At 71.5% G+C, this 17,776-nt stretch carries 12 protein-coding genes and 2 tRNA genes; 12 read left to right on the top strand and 2 right to left on the bottom strand.

Going from position 1 to position 17,776, the window contains the following annotated elements; all coding sequences use genetic code 11:
• Positions 1-74: 74 nt before the first annotated feature.
• The 12 genes from RB150_03735 to RB150_03680 all read left to right on the top strand — a co-directional run bounded on the left by RB150_03735 (position 75) and on the right by RB150_03680 (position 13,791).
• Positions 75-161, top strand: a tRNA-Tyr gene (locus RB150_03735).
• Positions 162-290: 129 nt separating this feature from the next.
• A tRNA-Gly gene (locus RB150_03730) sits at positions 291-364 on the top strand.
• A 77-nt stretch (positions 365-441) separates the two neighbouring features.
• A complete protein-coding gene (locus tag RB150_03725; GenBank protein MDQ7819651.1) occupies positions 442-996 on the top strand; it encodes a hypothetical protein in 555 nt (184 codons plus the stop codon).
• 107 nt (positions 997-1,103) lie between these two features.
• Positions 1,104-1,970: a bifunctional methylenetetrahydrofolate dehydrogenase/methenyltetrahydrofolate cyclohydrolase FolD gene (gene folD, locus RB150_03720; GenBank protein ID MDQ7819650.1), complete on the top strand. Its 867-nt coding sequence runs from the start codon at positions 1,104-1,106 to the stop codon at positions 1,968-1,970.
• Positions 1,971-2,218: 248 nt separating this feature from the next.
• Complete coding sequence (locus RB150_03715; GenBank protein ID MDQ7819649.1) at positions 2,219-3,562, top strand: folylpolyglutamate synthase/dihydrofolate synthase family protein; 1,344 nt, start codon at positions 2,219-2,221, stop codon at positions 3,560-3,562.
• Positions 3,563-3,621: 59 nt separating this feature from the next.
• Positions 3,622-5,262, top strand: a complete 1,641-nt coding sequence (lysS, locus tag RB150_03710) for a lysine--tRNA ligase (protein MDQ7819648.1) — start codon at positions 3,622-3,624, stop codon at positions 5,260-5,262.
• Positions 5,259-6,215 carry a D-2-hydroxyacid dehydrogenase gene (locus RB150_03705; protein ID MDQ7819647.1) on the top strand — a complete coding sequence of 319 codons (957 nt, stop codon included), beginning with the start codon at positions 5,259-5,261 and terminating at the stop codon, positions 6,213-6,215. Before lysS ends, RB150_03705 begins: the two co-directional genes overlap by 4 nt.
• 96 nt (positions 6,216-6,311) lie before the next feature.
• Positions 6,312-8,393, top strand: a complete 2,082-nt coding sequence (gene fusA / locus RB150_03700; protein ID MDQ7819646.1) for an elongation factor G — start codon at positions 6,312-6,314, stop codon at positions 8,391-8,393.
• A 213-nt stretch (positions 8,394-8,606) separates the two neighbouring features.
• Positions 8,607-10,415, top strand: a complete 1,809-nt coding sequence (gene dnaG, locus RB150_03695) for a DNA primase (protein ID MDQ7819645.1) — start codon at positions 8,607-8,609, stop codon at positions 10,413-10,415.
• 5 nt (positions 10,416-10,420) lie between these two features.
• The gene (gene rpoD / locus RB150_03690; protein MDQ7819644.1) at positions 10,421-11,527 is read left to right on the top strand and encodes an RNA polymerase sigma factor RpoD; all 1,107 of its coding nucleotides are present in this window, start codon (positions 10,421-10,423) and stop codon (positions 11,525-11,527) included.
• Positions 11,528-11,714: 187 nt separating this feature from the next.
• The gene (locus RB150_03685; GenBank protein ID MDQ7819643.1) at positions 11,715-12,968 is read left to right on the top strand and encodes an adenosylhomocysteinase; all 1,254 of its coding nucleotides are present in this window, start codon (positions 11,715-11,717) and stop codon (positions 12,966-12,968) included.
• Positions 12,969-13,083: 115 nt separating this feature from the next.
• Positions 13,084-13,791 (top strand): ComF family protein, encoded by a 708-nt coding sequence (locus RB150_03680; GenBank protein ID MDQ7819642.1) that lies wholly within the window; start codon positions 13,084-13,086, stop codon positions 13,789-13,791.
• A 111-nt stretch (positions 13,792-13,902) separates the two neighbouring features.
• Here RB150_03680 and RB150_03675 read toward each other — a convergent pair whose 3' ends face one another.
• Both RB150_03675 and RB150_03670 read right to left on the bottom strand, forming a co-directional pair.
• On the bottom strand, positions 13,903-16,185 hold the full coding sequence (locus tag RB150_03675) for a S8 family serine peptidase (GenBank protein ID MDQ7819641.1): 2,283 nt from the start codon (positions 16,183-16,185) through the stop codon (positions 13,903-13,905).
• Positions 16,186-16,372: 187 nt separating this feature from the next.
• Positions 16,373-17,335 (bottom strand): dihydrodipicolinate reductase, encoded by a 963-nt coding sequence (locus RB150_03670; GenBank protein ID MDQ7819640.1) that lies wholly within the window; start codon positions 17,333-17,335, stop codon positions 16,373-16,375.
• Positions 17,336-17,776 lie beyond the last annotated feature (441 nt).

Below are 17,776 nucleotides of genomic sequence, written 5' to 3'. Positions count from 1 at the left end.
TGTTCTCCGGACTAGGCCGGGCGCCTGCGCGTCTTGTGGGAGGGCGGAGAGCCGCCATATAATGCTAGTCGGTCGGGCGGGTACCGAAGCGGCCAAACGGGGCTGACTGTAGATCAGCTGGCGGAATGCCTTCGGAGGTTCGAATCCTTCCCCGCCCACCACGGTGGAGGGAAAAGGGAAACGGTGGAGGGAAAAGGGAAGAAGGACGAGGGAAGAAGGAAGAGGGAAAGTGCCAGCCAGGAGAGTGGTTGTCCCCTTTTCCCTCTTCCCTTTTCCTTCTTCCCTCGAGCGCGGGGATAGCTCAATGGTAGAGCTCCGGCCTTCCAAGCCGGTGATGCGGGTTCGATTCCCGTTCCCCGCTCCACGGTCCGCTGCCGCGGCCGCTCCCGTCACCTGTTCGTGACCACGCGGCGGTACGGATCTGTCGTGGGTGACCTTCTCGTGAGGCGGGTCATCGCAGCCCTCCTGGTCGGCGGTGTCCTGCTGGGGCCGGGGCCGCTGTCGGCCCAGGAGCCCATCCGGGTGGCGGTGGTCGAGTTTGCCGACGACAGCGTGGACGGCTTCCGCATCGGCGCCTCCCGCATGCACGCCGAGTTTGCCGAGCTGCTGGCCCGCTCCGGGGGCGGCCGACTGCAGGTGGTGCCCGTGGCCCAGGTCGAGTCGGCGCTGCGGGCGCGGGGGGTGGGGCCGGAGGATCTCTCCCGGCCGTTTGGGGGATCCGCGCTGGCCGCTGCGGTGGGAGCCCGGTGGCTGGTGAGGGGACGGTGGACGGTCCTGGAGGTGGACCGCCCCGAGGTGCCGCCGGTCCCCGACGACCTGATCCGTCCCGTGCTGGTGCACGCCGCCCTGGAAGTCCAGGTTCTGGACGTGACCGAGCGGCGCCTGGTGATGCGGGACCTGGTGTCCACCACCACCGTGGCGACAGGGATCCACAGCCTGCGGGACGCGGCGCGCGAAGTGCTACGCCGGGCCGCGGCCCGGGTCGCCGGCCTGTAGGCGGGCACCCGCGGGAGCGCAGTCCTGGCCGCGAGGGGAGCGCCGGCCGCATCCGCCGGCGCGCCGATCCCAGGAGTCCGGTGGCCGAGGTGAGAAGCCTACTTCCCGTGGCGGCGACCATCCTCGACGGCAGGGCTCTGGCCGCGCAGATCGAAGCCGAGGTGGCCGCCCAGGCGCAGGCGCTGACCTCCCGCTACGGGGTGTCTCCGGCCTTGGCGGCCATCCTGGTGGGCGACGACCCGGCCTCCCACCTGTACGTGCGGCGCAAGGCCGAAGCCTGCGGCCGCGCGGGGATGCGGTCGGAGACGTTCCACCTGCCGGCCGACGCCTCCCAGGAAGAGGTCCTGGCCCTCATCGACCAGCTCAACGCCCGGGCCGACATCCATGGCATCCTCCCCCAGCAGCCGATGCCCGCCCACATCGACCCCCGGGCGGTGTTCGACCGGATCCACCCCGCCAAGGACGTGGACGGGTTGGGACCGGCGAACATGGCGGCGCTGCTGGTGGGCCGGCCGCACCTGGTGCCCTGTACCCCGGCGGGGGTGATGCGGCTGCTGGCCCACGCGGGGATCGACCCGGCCGGCCGCGAGGCGGTGGTGGTGGGCCGCAGCATCATCGTGGGGCGCCCCATGGCCCTGCTGCTCCTCAACGCCCACGCCACCGTCACCTGGTGCCACACCCGGACCCGGGACCTGGCCGCTCACACCCGGCGGGCCGACATCCTGGTGGTGGCCGCCGGCCGCCCCGGCCTGATCACGGGCCCCATGATCAAGCCGGGGGCGGTAGTGATCGACGTCGGGATTTCCCGGAAAGACGGCAAGCTGGTAGGGGATGTGGAGTTTGCCTCGGCCGTTGAGGTGGCCGGGTGGATCACCCCGGTGCCGGGCGGTGTCGGCCCCATGACCATCGCCATGCTGCTGCACAACACCGTGCGGGCGGCCGAGCAGCAGCTCCGGGCGGGCCGCATCGTCTGAGAACCCGGGCGCGGGATCGCCCGCCGCGCGGCGTCGGGGCGCTCCCGAGAGCCCGGCGCCGACCGCGCGGGTGGGCGTCACCCGGCGGAAGAGCACCGCCGGAAAATTTGGGGTCAGACCCCCACGATCGCAGGTTCCCGCAGAGGCGTGTCGCATGAATGGGGGACATCGCGGAATTTTGGGGTCAGACCCCTTCCTGTCGCAGAAGCGGGGGTAGGTCGCATCCGCACCGAAGATGGAGAGGCGCGGTGACATACGCTGAGGCTGTGGCGTACATCGACGGGCTGCTGGGCCGGCCGCGGCCGGCGGGCGGGCCCCCGACCGCCAAGATCCTCCGGACGGCGGACCTGCTCTCCCGCCTGGGGGATCCGCACCACCGCGTCCCGACGGTCCTGGTGGCCGGCACCAAAGGCAAGGGTTCCACGGCGGCCATGCTGGCTGCGATGATGCGCGCCTGCGGATCGCGGGTGGGCCTGTACACCAAGCCGCACCTGGTGGATTACCGGGAGAGGATCCAGGTGGACGGCGAGATGATCGCCCCGGACGCGCTGGCCGCCCTGGTGGAGCGGGTGCGCCCCCACGTGGAGGCGATGGCCGCCCATCCGCTGGGCCTGCCCACCTACTTTGAGGTCTCCGTGGCTCTGGCCTTCCTTCACTTCGCGGATGCGGGGGTGGACCTGGCGGTGGTGGAGGTCGGGCTGGGAGGGCGCCTGGACGCCACCAACGTCAGCGACCCCGTCCTGGCGGTCCTCACGCCGGTCAGCTACGACCACATGGAGGTGCTGGGGAGCACCCTGGACGCCATCGCCCGGGAGAAGGCCGGCATCGTCCGCCGCAACGGGGTGGTGGTGAGCGCTCCCCAGGCCCCCGAGCCTCTGGCCGCCATCATCGACGTGTGCACCCGCCACCGGGCCCGGCTGCGGCTGGTAGCCGAGGAGATGCGCTGGCAGGTCCTGGACAGCACCCCCTACCGCCAGACCGTCGCCCTGGCGGGTCCGGCCGCCGACTATGGCGCGATCCAGCTCCCCCTGGTGGGCGCCCACCAGGCCGCCAATTTGGCCACCGCGGTGGCCTCCGCCGAGGTCCTGTCCTGCCGGGGATATCGGTTCGATCCGCAGGCGGCGGGCCCGGCCCTGGCGGCGCTGCGCTGGCCGGGACGGATCGAGGTCGTTGCCGAGCGTCCCTACGTGGTGGTGGACGTGGCCCACAACCCGGCGTCCCTCGCGGCGCTGCGGCAGACCCTGGAGGCCGTCTTTCCCGGCCGACGGGTCATCCTGGTCTACGGCATGGTGGCCACCCATGACCACCGCATGTGCACCGGCCTGATCGCGCCCCTGGCGGCGGCCGCCGTGGTCACCGTCCCCCGGCATGTCCGGCCTCTGCCGGCGGAGGTCCTGGCCGCCGAGGTGGCCCGGTACGTCTCCCGGGTGGACGTGGTCCCCGACCGCCACGAGGCTGTCCGCCGGGCCCGGGACCTGGCCGGCCCGGAGGATGTGGTGGTGGTGACCGGGTCGTTCTTCCTGGTGGGAGACGCCCGCGCGGATCTGTTCCGGGAGGTCTCGCCTGCGGCGCGAAGTCCGGGACAGGCCTGATCGGTCAGGCCGCGGACGGGTACCTGTACACTGGAGAGGGAACGGGACCGCCTGTGTGGGTGGACGCGATCGTCGACGACATCCTGCGCACCCGCCCGGCCGACGCCTACGTGGTTAACGACGCCAAGAGCCCGTCGGGGCCCATCCACGTCGGGTCGCTGCGGGGCGTGATCCTGCACGACTGCGTCGCCCGCGGCCTGCGGGACCGCGGCCGGTCGGTCCGCTTTCTGTACGGATTTGACGACTACGACCCCCTGGACGCGGTGCCCGCCGGCGCGCCTCCGGAGTGGGCCCGCCACCTGGGCCGGCCGCTGGCCGACGTGCCGTCTCCGGCCGGAGACGGCATCAGCTTCGCCCGCCACTACGGCCAGGCGTTTGCGGAGGTCTTCACCCGCCTGGGAGTCCATCCGGAGGTGTACTGGACCAGCGAGTGGTATCGCGCCGGGAAGTTCAACGACGCCATCCGGATCGCCCTGGACCGGGCCGACGACCTCATCCAGATCGACCGGGAGATCAGCGGGAGCAGCCGGGCCGAGCGCCACCCGGTGCAGGTCCTGTGCGAGCGCTGCGGCCGCATCGGCACCACCGTCGTCATCGGGTGGGACGGGCGGGAGGTCGCCTACGAGTGCCGGCCCGACAAGGTGGCGTGGGCGCAGGGGTGTGGCCACCGGGGGCGGCGGTCGCCCTTCGACGGCGGCAGCAAGCTGCAGTACAAGGTGGAGTGGGCCGCCAAGTGGTGGATCCTGCAGGTGTCCGTGGAGGGCGCCGGCAAGGACCACATGACCCGCGGCGGCAGCCACGACGTGGCCAGCGCCATCTGCGAGCGCATCTTCGGCTGCCGGCCCCCGTACCCGATCCCCTACGAGTGGTTCCTGGTGGGCGGCCGGAAGATGAGCAGCAGCAGGGGGGTGGGGATGCCCGCCCAGGAGCTGGTGAAGATCCTGCGCCCCGAGCTGGCGCGTTTCCTGATGGTGCGGCCCCACCACCGCCAGCAGATCAACTTCGACCCCGGCGGGGACACCATCCCGCGCCTGTACGACGAATACGACCGCGCCGCGGCCGCCTACTACCAGGAGGTGACGCCCCGCACTCCGGCGGAGGCGGACCTGCTGCGCGACCACGCCCGGACCTTCTACTACGCCCAGCCCGACCGCCCGCCCCCCCGGTGCTTCCGGATGCGGTTCAGCAAGGTGGCCTACCTGACCCAGATGCCCACCGTGGACCTGATGGCGGCCGCCGAGGCCGACAAAGGCGCGCCCCTGACCGAGGCCGACCGGGAGGAACTGCGCCGCAGGGTGGAGGACGCGCGCCGGTGGCTGCAGACCTATGCCCCCGACCACTACCGCTTCCAGGTCCAGCCCACGCTGCCGGCGGTGGACCTGGACGCCTCCCAGCGGGAGTTCCTGGCCCGGCTGGCGGCGGCCATCGCCGAGCGGCCCCGGTGGTCCGGCGAGGACCTGCACGCCCGCATCCACGCCCTCAAGCAGGACCTGGGCCTGCCCGCCCCGCGGGCGTTTTCCGCGATCTACCTGGCGTTTCTGGGCAAACCCTCCGGCCCTCAGGCCGGGTGGCTCCTGGCGTCCCTGGACCGGGAATTCGTCCTGCGGCGGCTGGCGGAGGCATCCCGGCCGTCCTCGGCGGCGGGCGCGCCGTCGGCCGCCCGCCCCGACCCGCCCGGGGGGAGGTCCGCTCCGCCATGACCGAGCACCCCGTCCACGTGCTGGTCTTTGCCCGGCTGGAGGCGCATCACCTGGAGCAGATCCGTGCGGTGGACCCCCGGGTGCGCGTGTCCACCGTCACCGACCGCACCGCGGGCCTGGAGCTGGCCGCCGACGCCGACGTCATGGTGGGGTGGGACATCCCCCGGGAGGTGGTGCAGAGGGCGAGCCGGCTGCGGTGGATCCACTCCACCGCCGCCGGGGTGGACCAGCTGCTCCATCCGGAGGTGTGCGAGCGGGACATCGTCGTCACCAGCAGCAGCGGCATCCACCCGCCGCTGGTGGAGCACGTCTTCGCCTTCATGCTGGCCCTGTCCCGGCGGCTGCATGTGGCGGTCAGGCTGCAGCTGCAGAAGCGGTGGGACCGCCGGCGCATGGTGGGCGACGAGCTGGCGGGGCGGACGCTGGGCATCCTGGGCCTGGGCACCATCGGGCGGGAGATCGCCGCCCGGGCGCGGGCATTCGACATGCGGGTGGTGGGAACCAAGCGCACGCCGGCGCCGGTGCCGGGGGTGGAGCGGGTCCTCCCCCCCGAGGGGCTGCCGGAGGTCCTGCGGGAGGCGGACGTGGTGGTCGTCACCCTGCCCCTGACCCCGCAGACCCGGGGCCTGCTGGGTGAGGCGGAGTTCCGCATGATGAAGCCCTCGGCCCTCTTCATCAACGTGGGCCGGGGCGCGGTGGTCCGCGAGGACGCCCTGGTGCGGGCCCTGCGGGAGGGGTGGATCGCCGCGGCCGCGCTGGACGTCTTCGAGCACGAGCCCCTGCCGGCCGACAGCCCGTTGTACGATCTGGAGAATGTCATTCTCACCCCCCATGTGTCGGGGACATCGCCCCGGTACATGGACCGGGCAGTGCCCCTGTTCTGCGAGAACCTGCGCCGCTTCTTGACGGGACAGCCGCTGCTGAACCTGGTAGATAAGGAACGGGGCTACTGAAAGGCGAATGACAGGGAGTGGGCCCCTCGCCTCCCTCCGGGACCGACCGAGCCCGGCGGGCGCGGGGGACCGCAGGACGCCAGGGAGGGGTGGCGCGTGAAGCCGTATCCGCCGGACCGCATCCGCAACGTGGCCGTGGTCGGCCATGGGGGCACCGGAAAGACGTCGCTGGTGGAGGCCATGCTCTTCGTGGCCCGGGCCATCGACCGCCTGGGCCGGGTGGACGACGGCACCGCCACCACGGACTTCGACCCCGAAGAGCAGCGCCGCCGCCACACCATCAACGCCGCCCTGGCGCCGCTGGAGTGGCAGCAGTGCAAGGTCAACCTCATCGACGCTCCCGGCTACCCGGACTTCGTGGGCGAGGTGGTGGCCGCCCTGCGCGTGGCCGACGGCGCCCTGGTGGTGGTGGACGCCGTGGCGGGGGTGCAGGTGCAGACCGAGGTGGCCTGGCTGTACGCCGACCGGGCGGGGGTCAGCCGGCTGGTGGTGGTCAACCGGCTGGACCGGGAGAACGCCAGCTTCGATCGGGCCGTGGACTCCCTGCGCCGGCGCTTTGGCTCCCGGGTGGCGCCGGTGCAGATTCCCATCGGCGCGGAGAGCGCGCTGTCGGGCGTGGTGGACCTGGTGGAGATGAAGGCATACACCTTCGCCACGGGGGCGGTGAGCGCGGGCGAGGTGCCTGCGGAACTGGCCGAAGCCGCCCGGGCGGCCCGGGAGAAGCTGATGGAGGCGGCCGCCGACGCCGACGACGCCCTGATGGAGCGCTACCTGGAGGCCGGCGAGCTCACCCAGGAGGAGCTGGTCCGGGGCCTGCACGCCGGCGTGCGGGCCGGCCGCGTGGTCCCGGTCCTGTGCGCGGCGGGGACGAAGCTGGTGGGCGTGCAGCCCCTGCTGGACGCGGTGGTGGCGCTGCTGCCGTCTCCCGCCGAGCGGGAGGTGGTCGGCACCGACCCCCGCACCCAGCAGCCGGTGCGCCTCGCGCCGGCCGCCGACGCGCCGCTGGCCGCGCTGGTGTTCAAGACGGTCGCCGACCCGTACGTGGGCCGGCTGTCTTACTTCCGGGTGTACTCGGGGGTGCTGCGCTCGGACTCCCAGGTCTTCAACGCGACCCGCGGCAAGCCCGAGCGGGTCGGCCAGGTGTATTACCTGCGCGGCAAGCACCAGGAGTCTGCGGGGGAGGTGGGGCCGGGCGACCTGGGCGCGGTGGCCAAGCTGGCCGAGACGGCCACGGGCGACACCCTGTGCGGGCGCGACCACCCGGTGGTGCTGCCGCCCGTCGAATTCCCCGAGCCGGCCATCGCCATGGCGGTGGAGCCCAAGAGCAAGGGCGACGAGGATAAACTGGGCACGGCGCTGGCGCGGCTGGCCGAGGAGGACCCGACGGTGCGCGTGCACCGGGACAGCGAGATGAAGCAGACGCTGATCATGGGGATGGGGGAGTCTCACCTGGAGATCCTCGCCGACCGCCTGCGCCGCAAGTTCGGGGTGGACGTGACCCTGCGGCTGCCCCGGGTGCCCTACCGGGAGACGATCCGGGGCCGGGCGCGGGCCCAGGGGCGGTATGTGAAGCAGACCGGGGGCCGCGGCCAGTACGGGGTGTGCTTCCTGGAGATCGAGCCCCTGCCCCGGGGCAGCGGGTTCGAGTTCGTGGACAAGATCTTCGGCGGCGCCATCCCCAACCAGTTCATCCCGTCGGTGGAGAAGGGCGTGCGCAAGGCCCTGGAGGAGGGAGTGCTGGCCGGCTATCCCGTGGTGGACGTGCGGGTGACCCTGGTGGACGGCAAGTACCACGAGGTGGACAGTTCGGACATCGCCTTCCAGATCGCCGGCTCTCTGGCGTTCAAGGATGCCGCCACCCAGGCGGGCCTGGTCCTGCTGGAACCGATCATGACCCTGGAGGTCCGCGTGCCCGAGGAACAGATGGGTGACGTGATCGGCGACCTCAACGCCAAGCGCGGGCGCATCCTGGGCATGGAGCCCCAGGGTGACGGGACCACGGTGGTGCGGGCCCAGGTCCCCCAGGCGGAGGTCCTGCGGTACGCCTCGGACCTGCGGTCCATGACCGGCGGCCGGGGGACGTTCACCATGACGTTCTCCCACTACGAGGAGGTGCCGCCCCACGTGGCCGAGCGGGTGATCGCCGAGGCCAGGCAGCAGCGCGCCGAGGCGCGCTGAGGGCGCGGCGCGAGGGGGCGGGGGAGCGGGGCAACGCTGGGGCAGTGACCGGGGACGCGCGAAGCCCTCACGTCGGGCGGGAAGAGGGGGAAGGTCGGGGGCGTTCGGCAGGAGAGGACGGCGGCGGCAGGGAAGGGTAATCCACAGGCGTACAGGGCGGAGGGCCTTATCTCCCGCGAGATAGGCCCTTTTGCATTGTCGCCGCGGAGGCTCATGCGCGGGTATCTGTCGGCCGATATACGGGACGAGATCCGTCGACGGGTGGATCTGGTGGAACTGGCCAGCGCCCACGTGTCGTTGAAGAAGGCGGGGCGCCACTACAAGGGCCTGTGCCCCTTCCACCAGGAGAAGACCCCGTCCTTCCACGTGGACCGTGAGCGGGGCCTGTGGCACTGTTTCGGCTGCTCCCGGGGCGGAGACATCTTCGATTTTGTCATGGAGATCGGCCACCTGTCCTTTGCGGAGGCGGTGGAGACCCTGGCCCGCCGCGCCGGGGTCCGCCTGGAGCGCACGCCCGAGGAGCGGCGGCAGGCCACCGAGCGGGACCGGCTGTTCCGGGCCCTGGAGGCAGCCGCGGGTTTCTTCACCGAACAGCTGCGCCACCCCGAGCGCGGCCGGGCCGCCCGGGAGTACCTGGGCCGCCGGGGAGTGGACGACGCCACCGCCGACCGGTTCCGGCTGGGCTACGCGCCCCCCGAGTGGGACGGCCTCCTGCGGGCGCTGGGGGCTCGCGGCTACGACGCGGCCCTGCTGGCTGCCGGCGGGCTGGTAGTCCCCCGGGAGAGGGGGGACGGGTACTTCGACATGTTCCGCCACCGGCTGATGTTCCCCATCCTGGACCTGCAGGACCGGCCGGTGGCATTCGGGGGGCGGGCCCTGGACGACGCCCAGCCCAAGTATCTGAACTCGCGGGAGACCGCCGTCTTCAGCAAGGGGCGCACCGTCTACGCCCTGAACTGGGCGCGGGAGGACATCCGGCGGAAGGACGAGGTGCTGGTGGTGGAAGGCAACATGGACGTTCTGACCTGCCACCAGTTCGGCTTTCGGCACGCCGTGGCCACCCTGGGCACGGCGCTGACCGCCGACCAGGTCGCCGTGCTGCGCCGCTTCGCGTCCCGCGCGGTGCTGGTGTACGACGCCGACGCCGCGGGGCGGGCGGCCATGGAGCGGGCCCACAGCGTGTTCGAGGAGGCCGACATGCCGGTGCGGGTGGTCGTCCTGCCCTCCGGCGACCCCGACGAGTTCCTGCGCACGGCGGGGCCGGAGAAGTTCGCGGCCCTGCTGGAGACGGCGGTGCCGATCTTTGACTACCAGGTGGCCCAGGCCGCCTCGCGGCACGACCTGCAGACCATCGAAGGGCGGGTGCGGCTGGTGGACGACCTGCTGCCGTCCCTGGCCGCCGTGCGCCACCCCATCCGCCAGGCCGAGTACATCCGCAGCCTGGCCCAGCGCTTCGGGCTGGCCGAAGACGCCATCCGCCAGCGCCTGAAGGTCCGGCGCGCAGGCGGGGCGACCGCGGGCGAGGTCCTGGAGGCCCCGCCGCCCGAGCGGGCGCGCCATCAGGCCGAGCGGCTGCTGGTGCACCTGATGGTGCACGACCCCCAGGTGCGGGAGCAGGTGGGGGCGGCGCTGGGACCCGGCGAGTTCCGGGATCCCGGCCACCGGGCCCTGGCGGAGGTCCTGCTGGCGGCCGGGGCCGCCGGCGCCGAGACCCTGATCGACCGGTTGGGCGATGGGGAGGCCCAGCGGCTGCTGGTGCAGCTGGTGTTCGAGCCGCCCCCGGTGGTGGAGCGGGAGGCGGCGCGGGTCGTGCGGGACGCCATCGACTACATCGTCCGCCGCGAGCCCGCCGCCCGGGCGCGCCAGGAGCTGGCCCGTCGGATCCACCAGGCTCAGGCCGCCGGCGATGTGGAGCAGGTCCGGCGCCTGCAGCTGGAGTATGTTAAACTAGTTAGTCCGTCTCCATCCGGCCCCTCCGGTGGGGAGGACGCGGCGGGGAGGACTCTCCCGGAAAGGGGGTGAGGGACGTGCCGAAAAAGAAGGCCGCCTCCGCGGCGCCGGCCGAGGAGGCCAAGGTGCCGCCGGAACTCAAGGCTCTGGTGGAGCTGGGCCGCAAGAAGGGCTATGTGACCCACGACGACATCCTCGAACAGCTGCCCGACGCCGACCAGAACGTGGAGCTCATCGACCGGGTCTACTCGGTCCTCAGCGAGCAGGGGATCGAGGTGGTGGAGGACGCCCGGGACGCCGAGCAACAGGCCAAAGCGCGCGCCGCCGAGGAGGAAGAGCGGGAGGCCGAGGGCGTCGCCATCGACGACCCGGTCCGCATGTACCTGAAGGAAATCGGCAAGGTCCCTCTGCTCACCCCCGAACAGGAGGTGGACCTGGCCCAGCGGATGGAGAAAGGCGACGAGGAGGCCAAGCGCCGGCTCATCGAGGCGAACCTGCGCCTGGTGGTCAGCATCGCCAAGAAGTACGTGGGGCGGGGGATGCTGTTTCTGGACCTGATCCAGGAAGGCAACCTGGGGCTCATCCGCGCCGTGGAGAAGTTCGACTGGCGCAAGGGTTACAAGTTCAGCACCTACGCCACCTGGTGGATCCGCCAGGCCATTACCCGGGCCCTGGCCGACCAGGCCCGCACCATCCGCATTCCGGTGCACATGGTGGAGACCATCAACAAGCTGATCCGCGTCTCCCGCACCCTGCTGCAGGAGCTGGGGCGGGAGCCCACCGCCGAGGAGATCGCCGAGGCGATGAAGCTGCCGGTGGAGCGGGTACGGGAGATCCTCAAGATCGCCCAGGAGCCCATTTCCCTGGAGACCCCCATCGGCGAAGAGGAGGACAGCCACCTGGGCGACTTCATCGAGGACCAGGACGCCCTGGCCCCGGCCGAGGCGGCGTCGTTCACCATGCTCAAGGAACAGCTGGAGGACGTCCTGGGCACCCTGACCCCCCGGGAGCGCAAGGTCCTCAAGTTGCGCTTCGGGCTGGACGACGGCCGTCCGCGCACCCTGGAAGAGGTGGGCCGGGAGTTCGGGGTCACCCGCGAGCGCATCCGGCAGATCGAGGCCAAGGCCCTGCGCAAGCTGCGCCACCCCAGCCGCAGCAAGCGGTTGAAGGATTTCATCGAGTGACGGCCGCGGCCCTGCCGGCCGGTGCCGGTCCGTGCCACTCATACCGTTCTCTCTCCCCAACAGGGGGAGACGGCGAGGGTGAGGCGCTTACATTATCCCCTCTCCCCCCGAGAGGGGGAGAGGGCGAGGCGCTCATATTACCCCCTCTCCCCCGACAGGGGGAGAGGGCGAGGGTGAGGGGGTCGGCGTGGACTACGAGATCAGGGACCCAGCCCTGGCGTCGCAGGGCCGCCTGCGCATCGAGTGGGCGGAGTCCCAGATGCCGGTGGTGCTGCGCATCCGCGAGCGGTTTGCCCGCGAGCGGCCCCTGCAGGGGGTGCGCGTCGGCGCCTGCCTGCACGTCACCACCGAGACCGCCGCCCTGGTGCGCACCCTGGCGGCGGGAGGCGCGCAGGTGCGCCTGTGCGCCAGCAACCCTCTGTCGACCCAGGACGACGCGGCGGCGGCGCTGGCCGAGGAAGGCATCGCCGTCTTCGCCATCAAGGGGGAGGACCGGGACACCTACTACCGCCACATCCACCGGGTGCTGGACGGCCGCCCGCAGATCACCCTGGACGACGGGGCCGACCTGGTCTCCACGGTGCACGGCGAGCGCCGCGACCTGCTGGACGGGATCATCGGCGGCACCGAGGAGACGACCACCGGCGTGCTGCGGCTGCGGGCCATGGCCAGAGACGGTGCCCTGCGCTGCCCCATCGTGGCGGTCAACGACGCCAGGACCAAGCACCTGTTCGACAACCGCTACGGCACCGGGCAGTCCACCATCGACGGTCTGCTGCGGGCGACCAACGTGCTGCTGGCCGGCCGGACGGTGGTGGTGGCCGGCTACGGGTCGTGCGGGCGCGGGGTGGCCCTGCGTGCGCGGGGGATGGGGGCGCGGGTGGTCGTCACCGAGGTGTCCCCCCTGCACGCCCTGGAGGCCGCCATGGACGGCTACCAGGTGATGCCCATGGCCCAGGCGGCCCGGGAAGGCGACGTCTTCGTCACCGTCACCGGGAACCGGTCGGTGATCCGCCGGGAGCACTTCGAGGTGATGCGTGACGGCGCCATCCTGGCCAACAGCGGCCACTTCGACGTGGAGATTGACGTCCCGGCGCTGGCGGCCCTGGCCGAGCAGACGCGGGAGGTGCGGCCGTACGTGCGGGAGTACCGGCTGGCCGACGGGCGGCGGCTGTACCTGCTGGCCGAGGGCCGGCTGGTGAACCTGGCGGCCGCCGAGGGGCACCCGGCCGCGGTGATGGACATGAGTTTTGCCAACCAGGCGCTGGCGGTGGAGTACCTGGTCAGGGAAGGCCGGAGCCTCGTCCCCGGGGTGTACCCTGTGCCGGAGGACATTGACCAGACCGTGGCCCGCCTGAAGCTGGACGCCCTGGGCATCCGCATCGACGAGCTCACCCCCGAGCAGCGCCGCTACCTGGAGTCCTGGCGGGAGGGAACCTGAAAGAGGTGCCCCCTCGCCCCTCCCTCTCCCCCAGGGGAGAGGGTGCGGGCGAGGGGTCCGTGGTTGGCCCACCCGGGCCAGTGTCCTCGCCGTCGGCGCGTGCTACCGTCGGGCCGTGGCGCTGCTGCGCGGCCTGCTGGACCTGCTGTTCCCGGCCGTGTGCTCGGTGTGCCGGGAGGCCGGCGAGTATCCCCTGTGCTCCCGCTGCCGCGCGGCGTTCCGCCTCATCCGCCCCCCGGTGTGCCAGCGCTGCGGCCGGCCCCTGCGGGGGCCGCCCGACCTGGTCTTCACCTGCATCCCCTGCCGTCACCGGCGGACCTATTTCCGCTGCGCCCGGGCGAGGGGGATCTACGACGGTCCCCTGCGGGACGCCGTCTGCGCCCTGAAGTTCGGCCGCTGCCGGGCGATGGCCCGTCCCCTGGGGGAGATGGTGGCGGAGGTGGTGGGCTCCGACCCCCGCATGGAAGCCGACGTGGTGGTCCCGGTGCCCCTGCACCGCAGGCGGCTGCGGGAGAGGGGGTTCAACCAGGCGGAGCTGCTGGCCGTGGAGGCCGGACGCCTGCTGGGGCTTCCCGTGCGCTCCTCGGCGTTGACGCGCGTCCGCGAGTCTCCCCCGCAGGTGGGTCTGGGACGGGACGAGCGCCGGGCGAACGTGCGCGGGGCGTTTGCGGCTGGCGACGGTGTGGCCGGAGTGCGGGTCCTGCTGGTCGACGACGTCCTGTCCACCGGGTCCACCGCCGTCGCGTGCGCCCGGGCGCTGCGGGCCGCCGGAGCGGTGGATGTGGTGGTCGGGGTCGTGGCGATGGCGGTGCTGGACTTCTGAAAGCGGGCTCTGGTCTGTGTCCTACCTGGTGGCAACAGGGTCAGGCCCGGGGCACAAAAAGCCGGAGGCCGGCGCGGTCCCGGCCTCCGGCCATCGCATAGGAGTTGGCACCTACGGCCGTCCCTGGCGGTCGATGCGGACCCAGTAGGGAATCCTCTGAATCACCGAACCCGCGCTGACCACGATGTCACCCTCGTAGTCCCCCGTGGGGACCGAGGTGGCTGCGGTGAGGGTGACGGTGAAGGTCTTCGTCGTCCCCGGATCCAGGGTTAGCGACTTCGTGCTGAGCGTGACGGAGACGCCCGCAGTGGTCACCGCCGGGTCAATGCTGAAGTTGTAGGTCTGACCCGTCTTCGTGACGTTGGCCACCGTGACCGTCCGTGACACGGAGATCGGCGCCGAGCCCCGATGCAAGCCGAAGCTGACCGACGCCGGGGCGAATGCACCCGCTGCGTTCATGGCGGCCGCCAGGTCCACCCGCCCGCCGCCGCGGGTGAGGACCCCCGTAGCACGTGTACCGAGCACGTGGTCGAAGACCGGCCGCTTGGCGGTGGTGACGATGGCCGCCTTGACGATGTCGGGGTACGGCAGCGGCGGGCTCGCGCCGAACAGCCCGCGGAAGAACTGCAGCAGCACGGCGGCCGATCCGGCCAGGTGGGGGGTGGCCATGCTGGTCCCCTGGAAGAACGCGAACTCCTGGTTGAAGACCGACGACAGCACGTTCACGCCGGGAGCGGTGGCGTCGGGCTTGATCAGGAAGGTGAACGGCGCCGGCCCGCGGCTGCTGAAGCCGGCGATGATGTCCGCGTTGGGGGTGATGAACTCCTGCATGGCCGTGCCGTCGATGGACACCGTTCCCGTACCGCTGTCCTGCGTCTTCATAAATGCTCCATCGCTCTTCGACACCATGGCGGCCGGGATCTCGGGGAAGGGGCTGGTGCCGTCGTGTCCCATGGCCACCGGGTCGCCGGCCACGTTGTTCACCACCAGCACGCCGATGGCGCCGGCGGCCTGGGCGTTACGGATCTTCGTGGTGAAGGTGCACACACCTCGGTCGATGAGGGCGATCTTGCCCGTGAGGTCCGTGGAGATCGCCGTGCAGCCGTTGGCGGGTGAGGTCACCGTGTAGGGGGCCGTGACCTTGCCGAAGTTCTTGAAGTCGCCCAGGGCTGCGCCGAAAGTCTTTCCGGCCACCGTCACCGGAATTCCCACGAAGTGGGGGTTGGTGCTGGCCCCTGCCGTCAGCGCCTTTTCGGCGCTGCCGGGGGACGTGATGGTGGCGTCCCCGGGACCCGAGTTGCCCGCGGCCACCGCCGCGATCACCCCCGCGTCCACGGTGGCGTTGGTGGCTTCCGCCAGCAGGTCGTGCGGCCCCTGCACCCCTCCGCCCAGGCTCATGTTCACCACGTCCATGCCGTCCTCCACCGCCGCTTCCAGGGCCGAAGCGATGTCGTGGCTGAACGCGGATCCCCCGAAGGCGACATATCCGGCGCCAAAGCCCGGGAAGACGTTGTAGTCGCCCAACAGGGCGCGGGGCGCGATGCCGCTGAGGTTGCGGATCAGGACCTCTGTGCCGGCCACGGTGCCGTCCGTCCCGTGGTTACCGGCGGCCGTGCCGGCCACGTGGGTCCCGTGGTCGAAGACGATCAGGTCCTTAGGCCGGACGTGAGCGCCGGGCGCCACGCCGGAGAAGAAGACGCGGCAGATGAACACCTTGTTGCTAGTGTTCTTGTCGCCCGGTTTGGTCAGCTTAACCTGGGGCAGCGCATCGGCGCACGCGTCGATCTGGTTTACCTTGGGGTAGCCCCTGTCGCTCAGGAAGGGGTTGGTGATGTCAATGCCCGTGTCGATGATGCCGATCTTGACCCCTTCTCCGGCCTTGCCTGCTCCGCCCAGCCGCCGCCACAGGTCGGGGGCATTGATGAGGCCCGGGCTGATGTTCATGGCCGGCCGGACTAAGGTGGCGGGGAAGACGGCGACTGCTCCCGGACCCGCGGCCAGGGTCTGCGGGTTTTCCCCGTTCAGCTTGACCGCCAGGCCGTTAAAGACGCTGGCGAACTCCCGCGCCACTGCCGCCCGGGGAGCCCTGTCCTGGAGGTACGCCTTGTAATTCTGACGCTTTCCGGCCAGGTAGTCCTTGTACTTTTTGACGGCGTCCGAGTTGGGGTCCAGTTTGCGCCCGGGGAGAGGCTTGGTCCTGGCGTAGCCCGGGATCCCACCTTCGTACGAGGCTACCGGCGGGTCGGCCAGTTTGACGATGACGTAGTCCGCCTGGGGCTGCGCCGCCGCAGGCGCGTCGGTGGCGCGACCGCCGGCTCCGGCCGGCAGGACGGAGGCCGCGGCCAGCGAGGCGGCGACGAGGAGAATCGCGATTCTGCGGAGGTTGCTGCTCACAGAGATTCACCCCCTACGACTGGATGTTGAACGGGCCAGATCCGCGCGGCGGTGGAGGGGTCCGACAGATCAGGGAAGACGCATGCAATGGATTCGCCGGTCCCGGCTGACCTCCTCTGGGTTCCTGCCGGGGCCGGAACCGGGGCGGCGACGATCGTGCGGAAGTTTGATGGAAGTTCGCGGATGTCTACCGGCGGAAGGGCGCGGGAGGCAGCTGGGTCGGGACCAGCAGACCCGATGGGGCACTTAACGCACGGGGGATGGCGTTGACCACCAGCGCCGAGGTGGCGGCGTCGCCGTGGAGGCCTCCGGGGATTTCCACGGAGGTGGAGGGCTCGCCGTGGATGCGGATGGCGTCGCGAGGACGCGGCGCGCTCCGCGCCATGAGGAGGTCCAGCGTGATGAGCTCCCGGCCGGCGACGGTGGCCCGCAGGACCTGGTGGAGGCCCTGCACGATGCCCTCGGGGTCCAGGACGGGTTCGACTGATTCGTCCAGCGCGTCCAGGGCCCAGCCGAGGGCGTCGGCGATCAGTGACGCCGACTCGGCCAGGCCGACGTGACCCAGGCGGCCTTCGGCCACACCCCGGCGGAATTCGCCCGGAGTCAGTCCCACGCCGGCCTTGCGCCGCAGGGGCTCCCGCCGCACGTCCAGGTCCACCACGCGTTCGACGGTGACCGACCGCACCTCCCGGCAGGGCAGGGCCAGGACGACCGGGAGCACGTCCATGACAAACCCCGGATTGACGCCCGTGCCGACGACCACCGCGCCGCGGCTGCGGGCCAGGGCGTCCAGCTCGGCCGACTCCCTCGGGTACCGGCGCCAGGGAAATGCCAGCTCCTCGCAGGTGGAGATCACCGAGAGCCCCGCGTCCACCAGGGGCAGGATCTGCGGGAGGACCTCAGGCAGGCGGGAGCGGGTGGAGTGCAGGACCACGTCGGCGCCGGCGGCCAGCAGGTCCGCGGCATCCCCGGCGACCCGGATGTCCGCCGGAGCCCCGGGCACCAGTGCCGATGCCGGCCGGCCGACCTTGGCGGGGTCGATGTCCACGGCGCCGATCAGGACGTGGCCGCGGGCGACGGCCAATTCGGCGATGCCGGCTCCGATGGGTCCCAGGCCGTACTGAATGAACCGGACGCGTCGCACGCCCATGATTGTAGCAGCCGAGAGGAGGAAGTGAGGGGGTTCGCGCCGCGAACGGCCGTTTTTACCCGGGGGAGCGCGTCTCACCCGGAGTTGGGGGTCTGACCCCAAAATTCGCGAATTTTGGGGTCTGACCCCAAAATTCCTGACTGTTCCCGAATGTGAGGGTCGGACCCCGAAATTCGCGGATACAGGGATCTGGCACCAAAGTCCGAGGCAGAGGGAGGGGAGGCCCCCCGGGCCTCCCCTCCAGTGGCCTGGCCGGACCGCCTTCGGCGACCGCGAGGTGCGTGGACCGGGCTACTTCCCGGTCACCGCGCGGTAGACGTTGATCCGGCCAAAGCCGTACCACATATCCTTGCCGGGCTTGCCCAGGTCGTCGGCGGTCTGCTTGAGGATCGCGACGATCTGGTCCCCGGTCAGGGCGCCTCCGTACACCGAGTCCACCAG

It is taken from the genome of Armatimonadota bacterium, from assembly GCA_031081675.1.
Taxonomy (GTDB): Bacteria; Sysuimicrobiota; Sysuimicrobiia; order Sysuimicrobiales; family Kaftiobacteriaceae; genus Calidihabitans; species Calidihabitans tengchongensis.
This window is presented reverse-complemented; position numbering and strand designations above follow the sequence as displayed.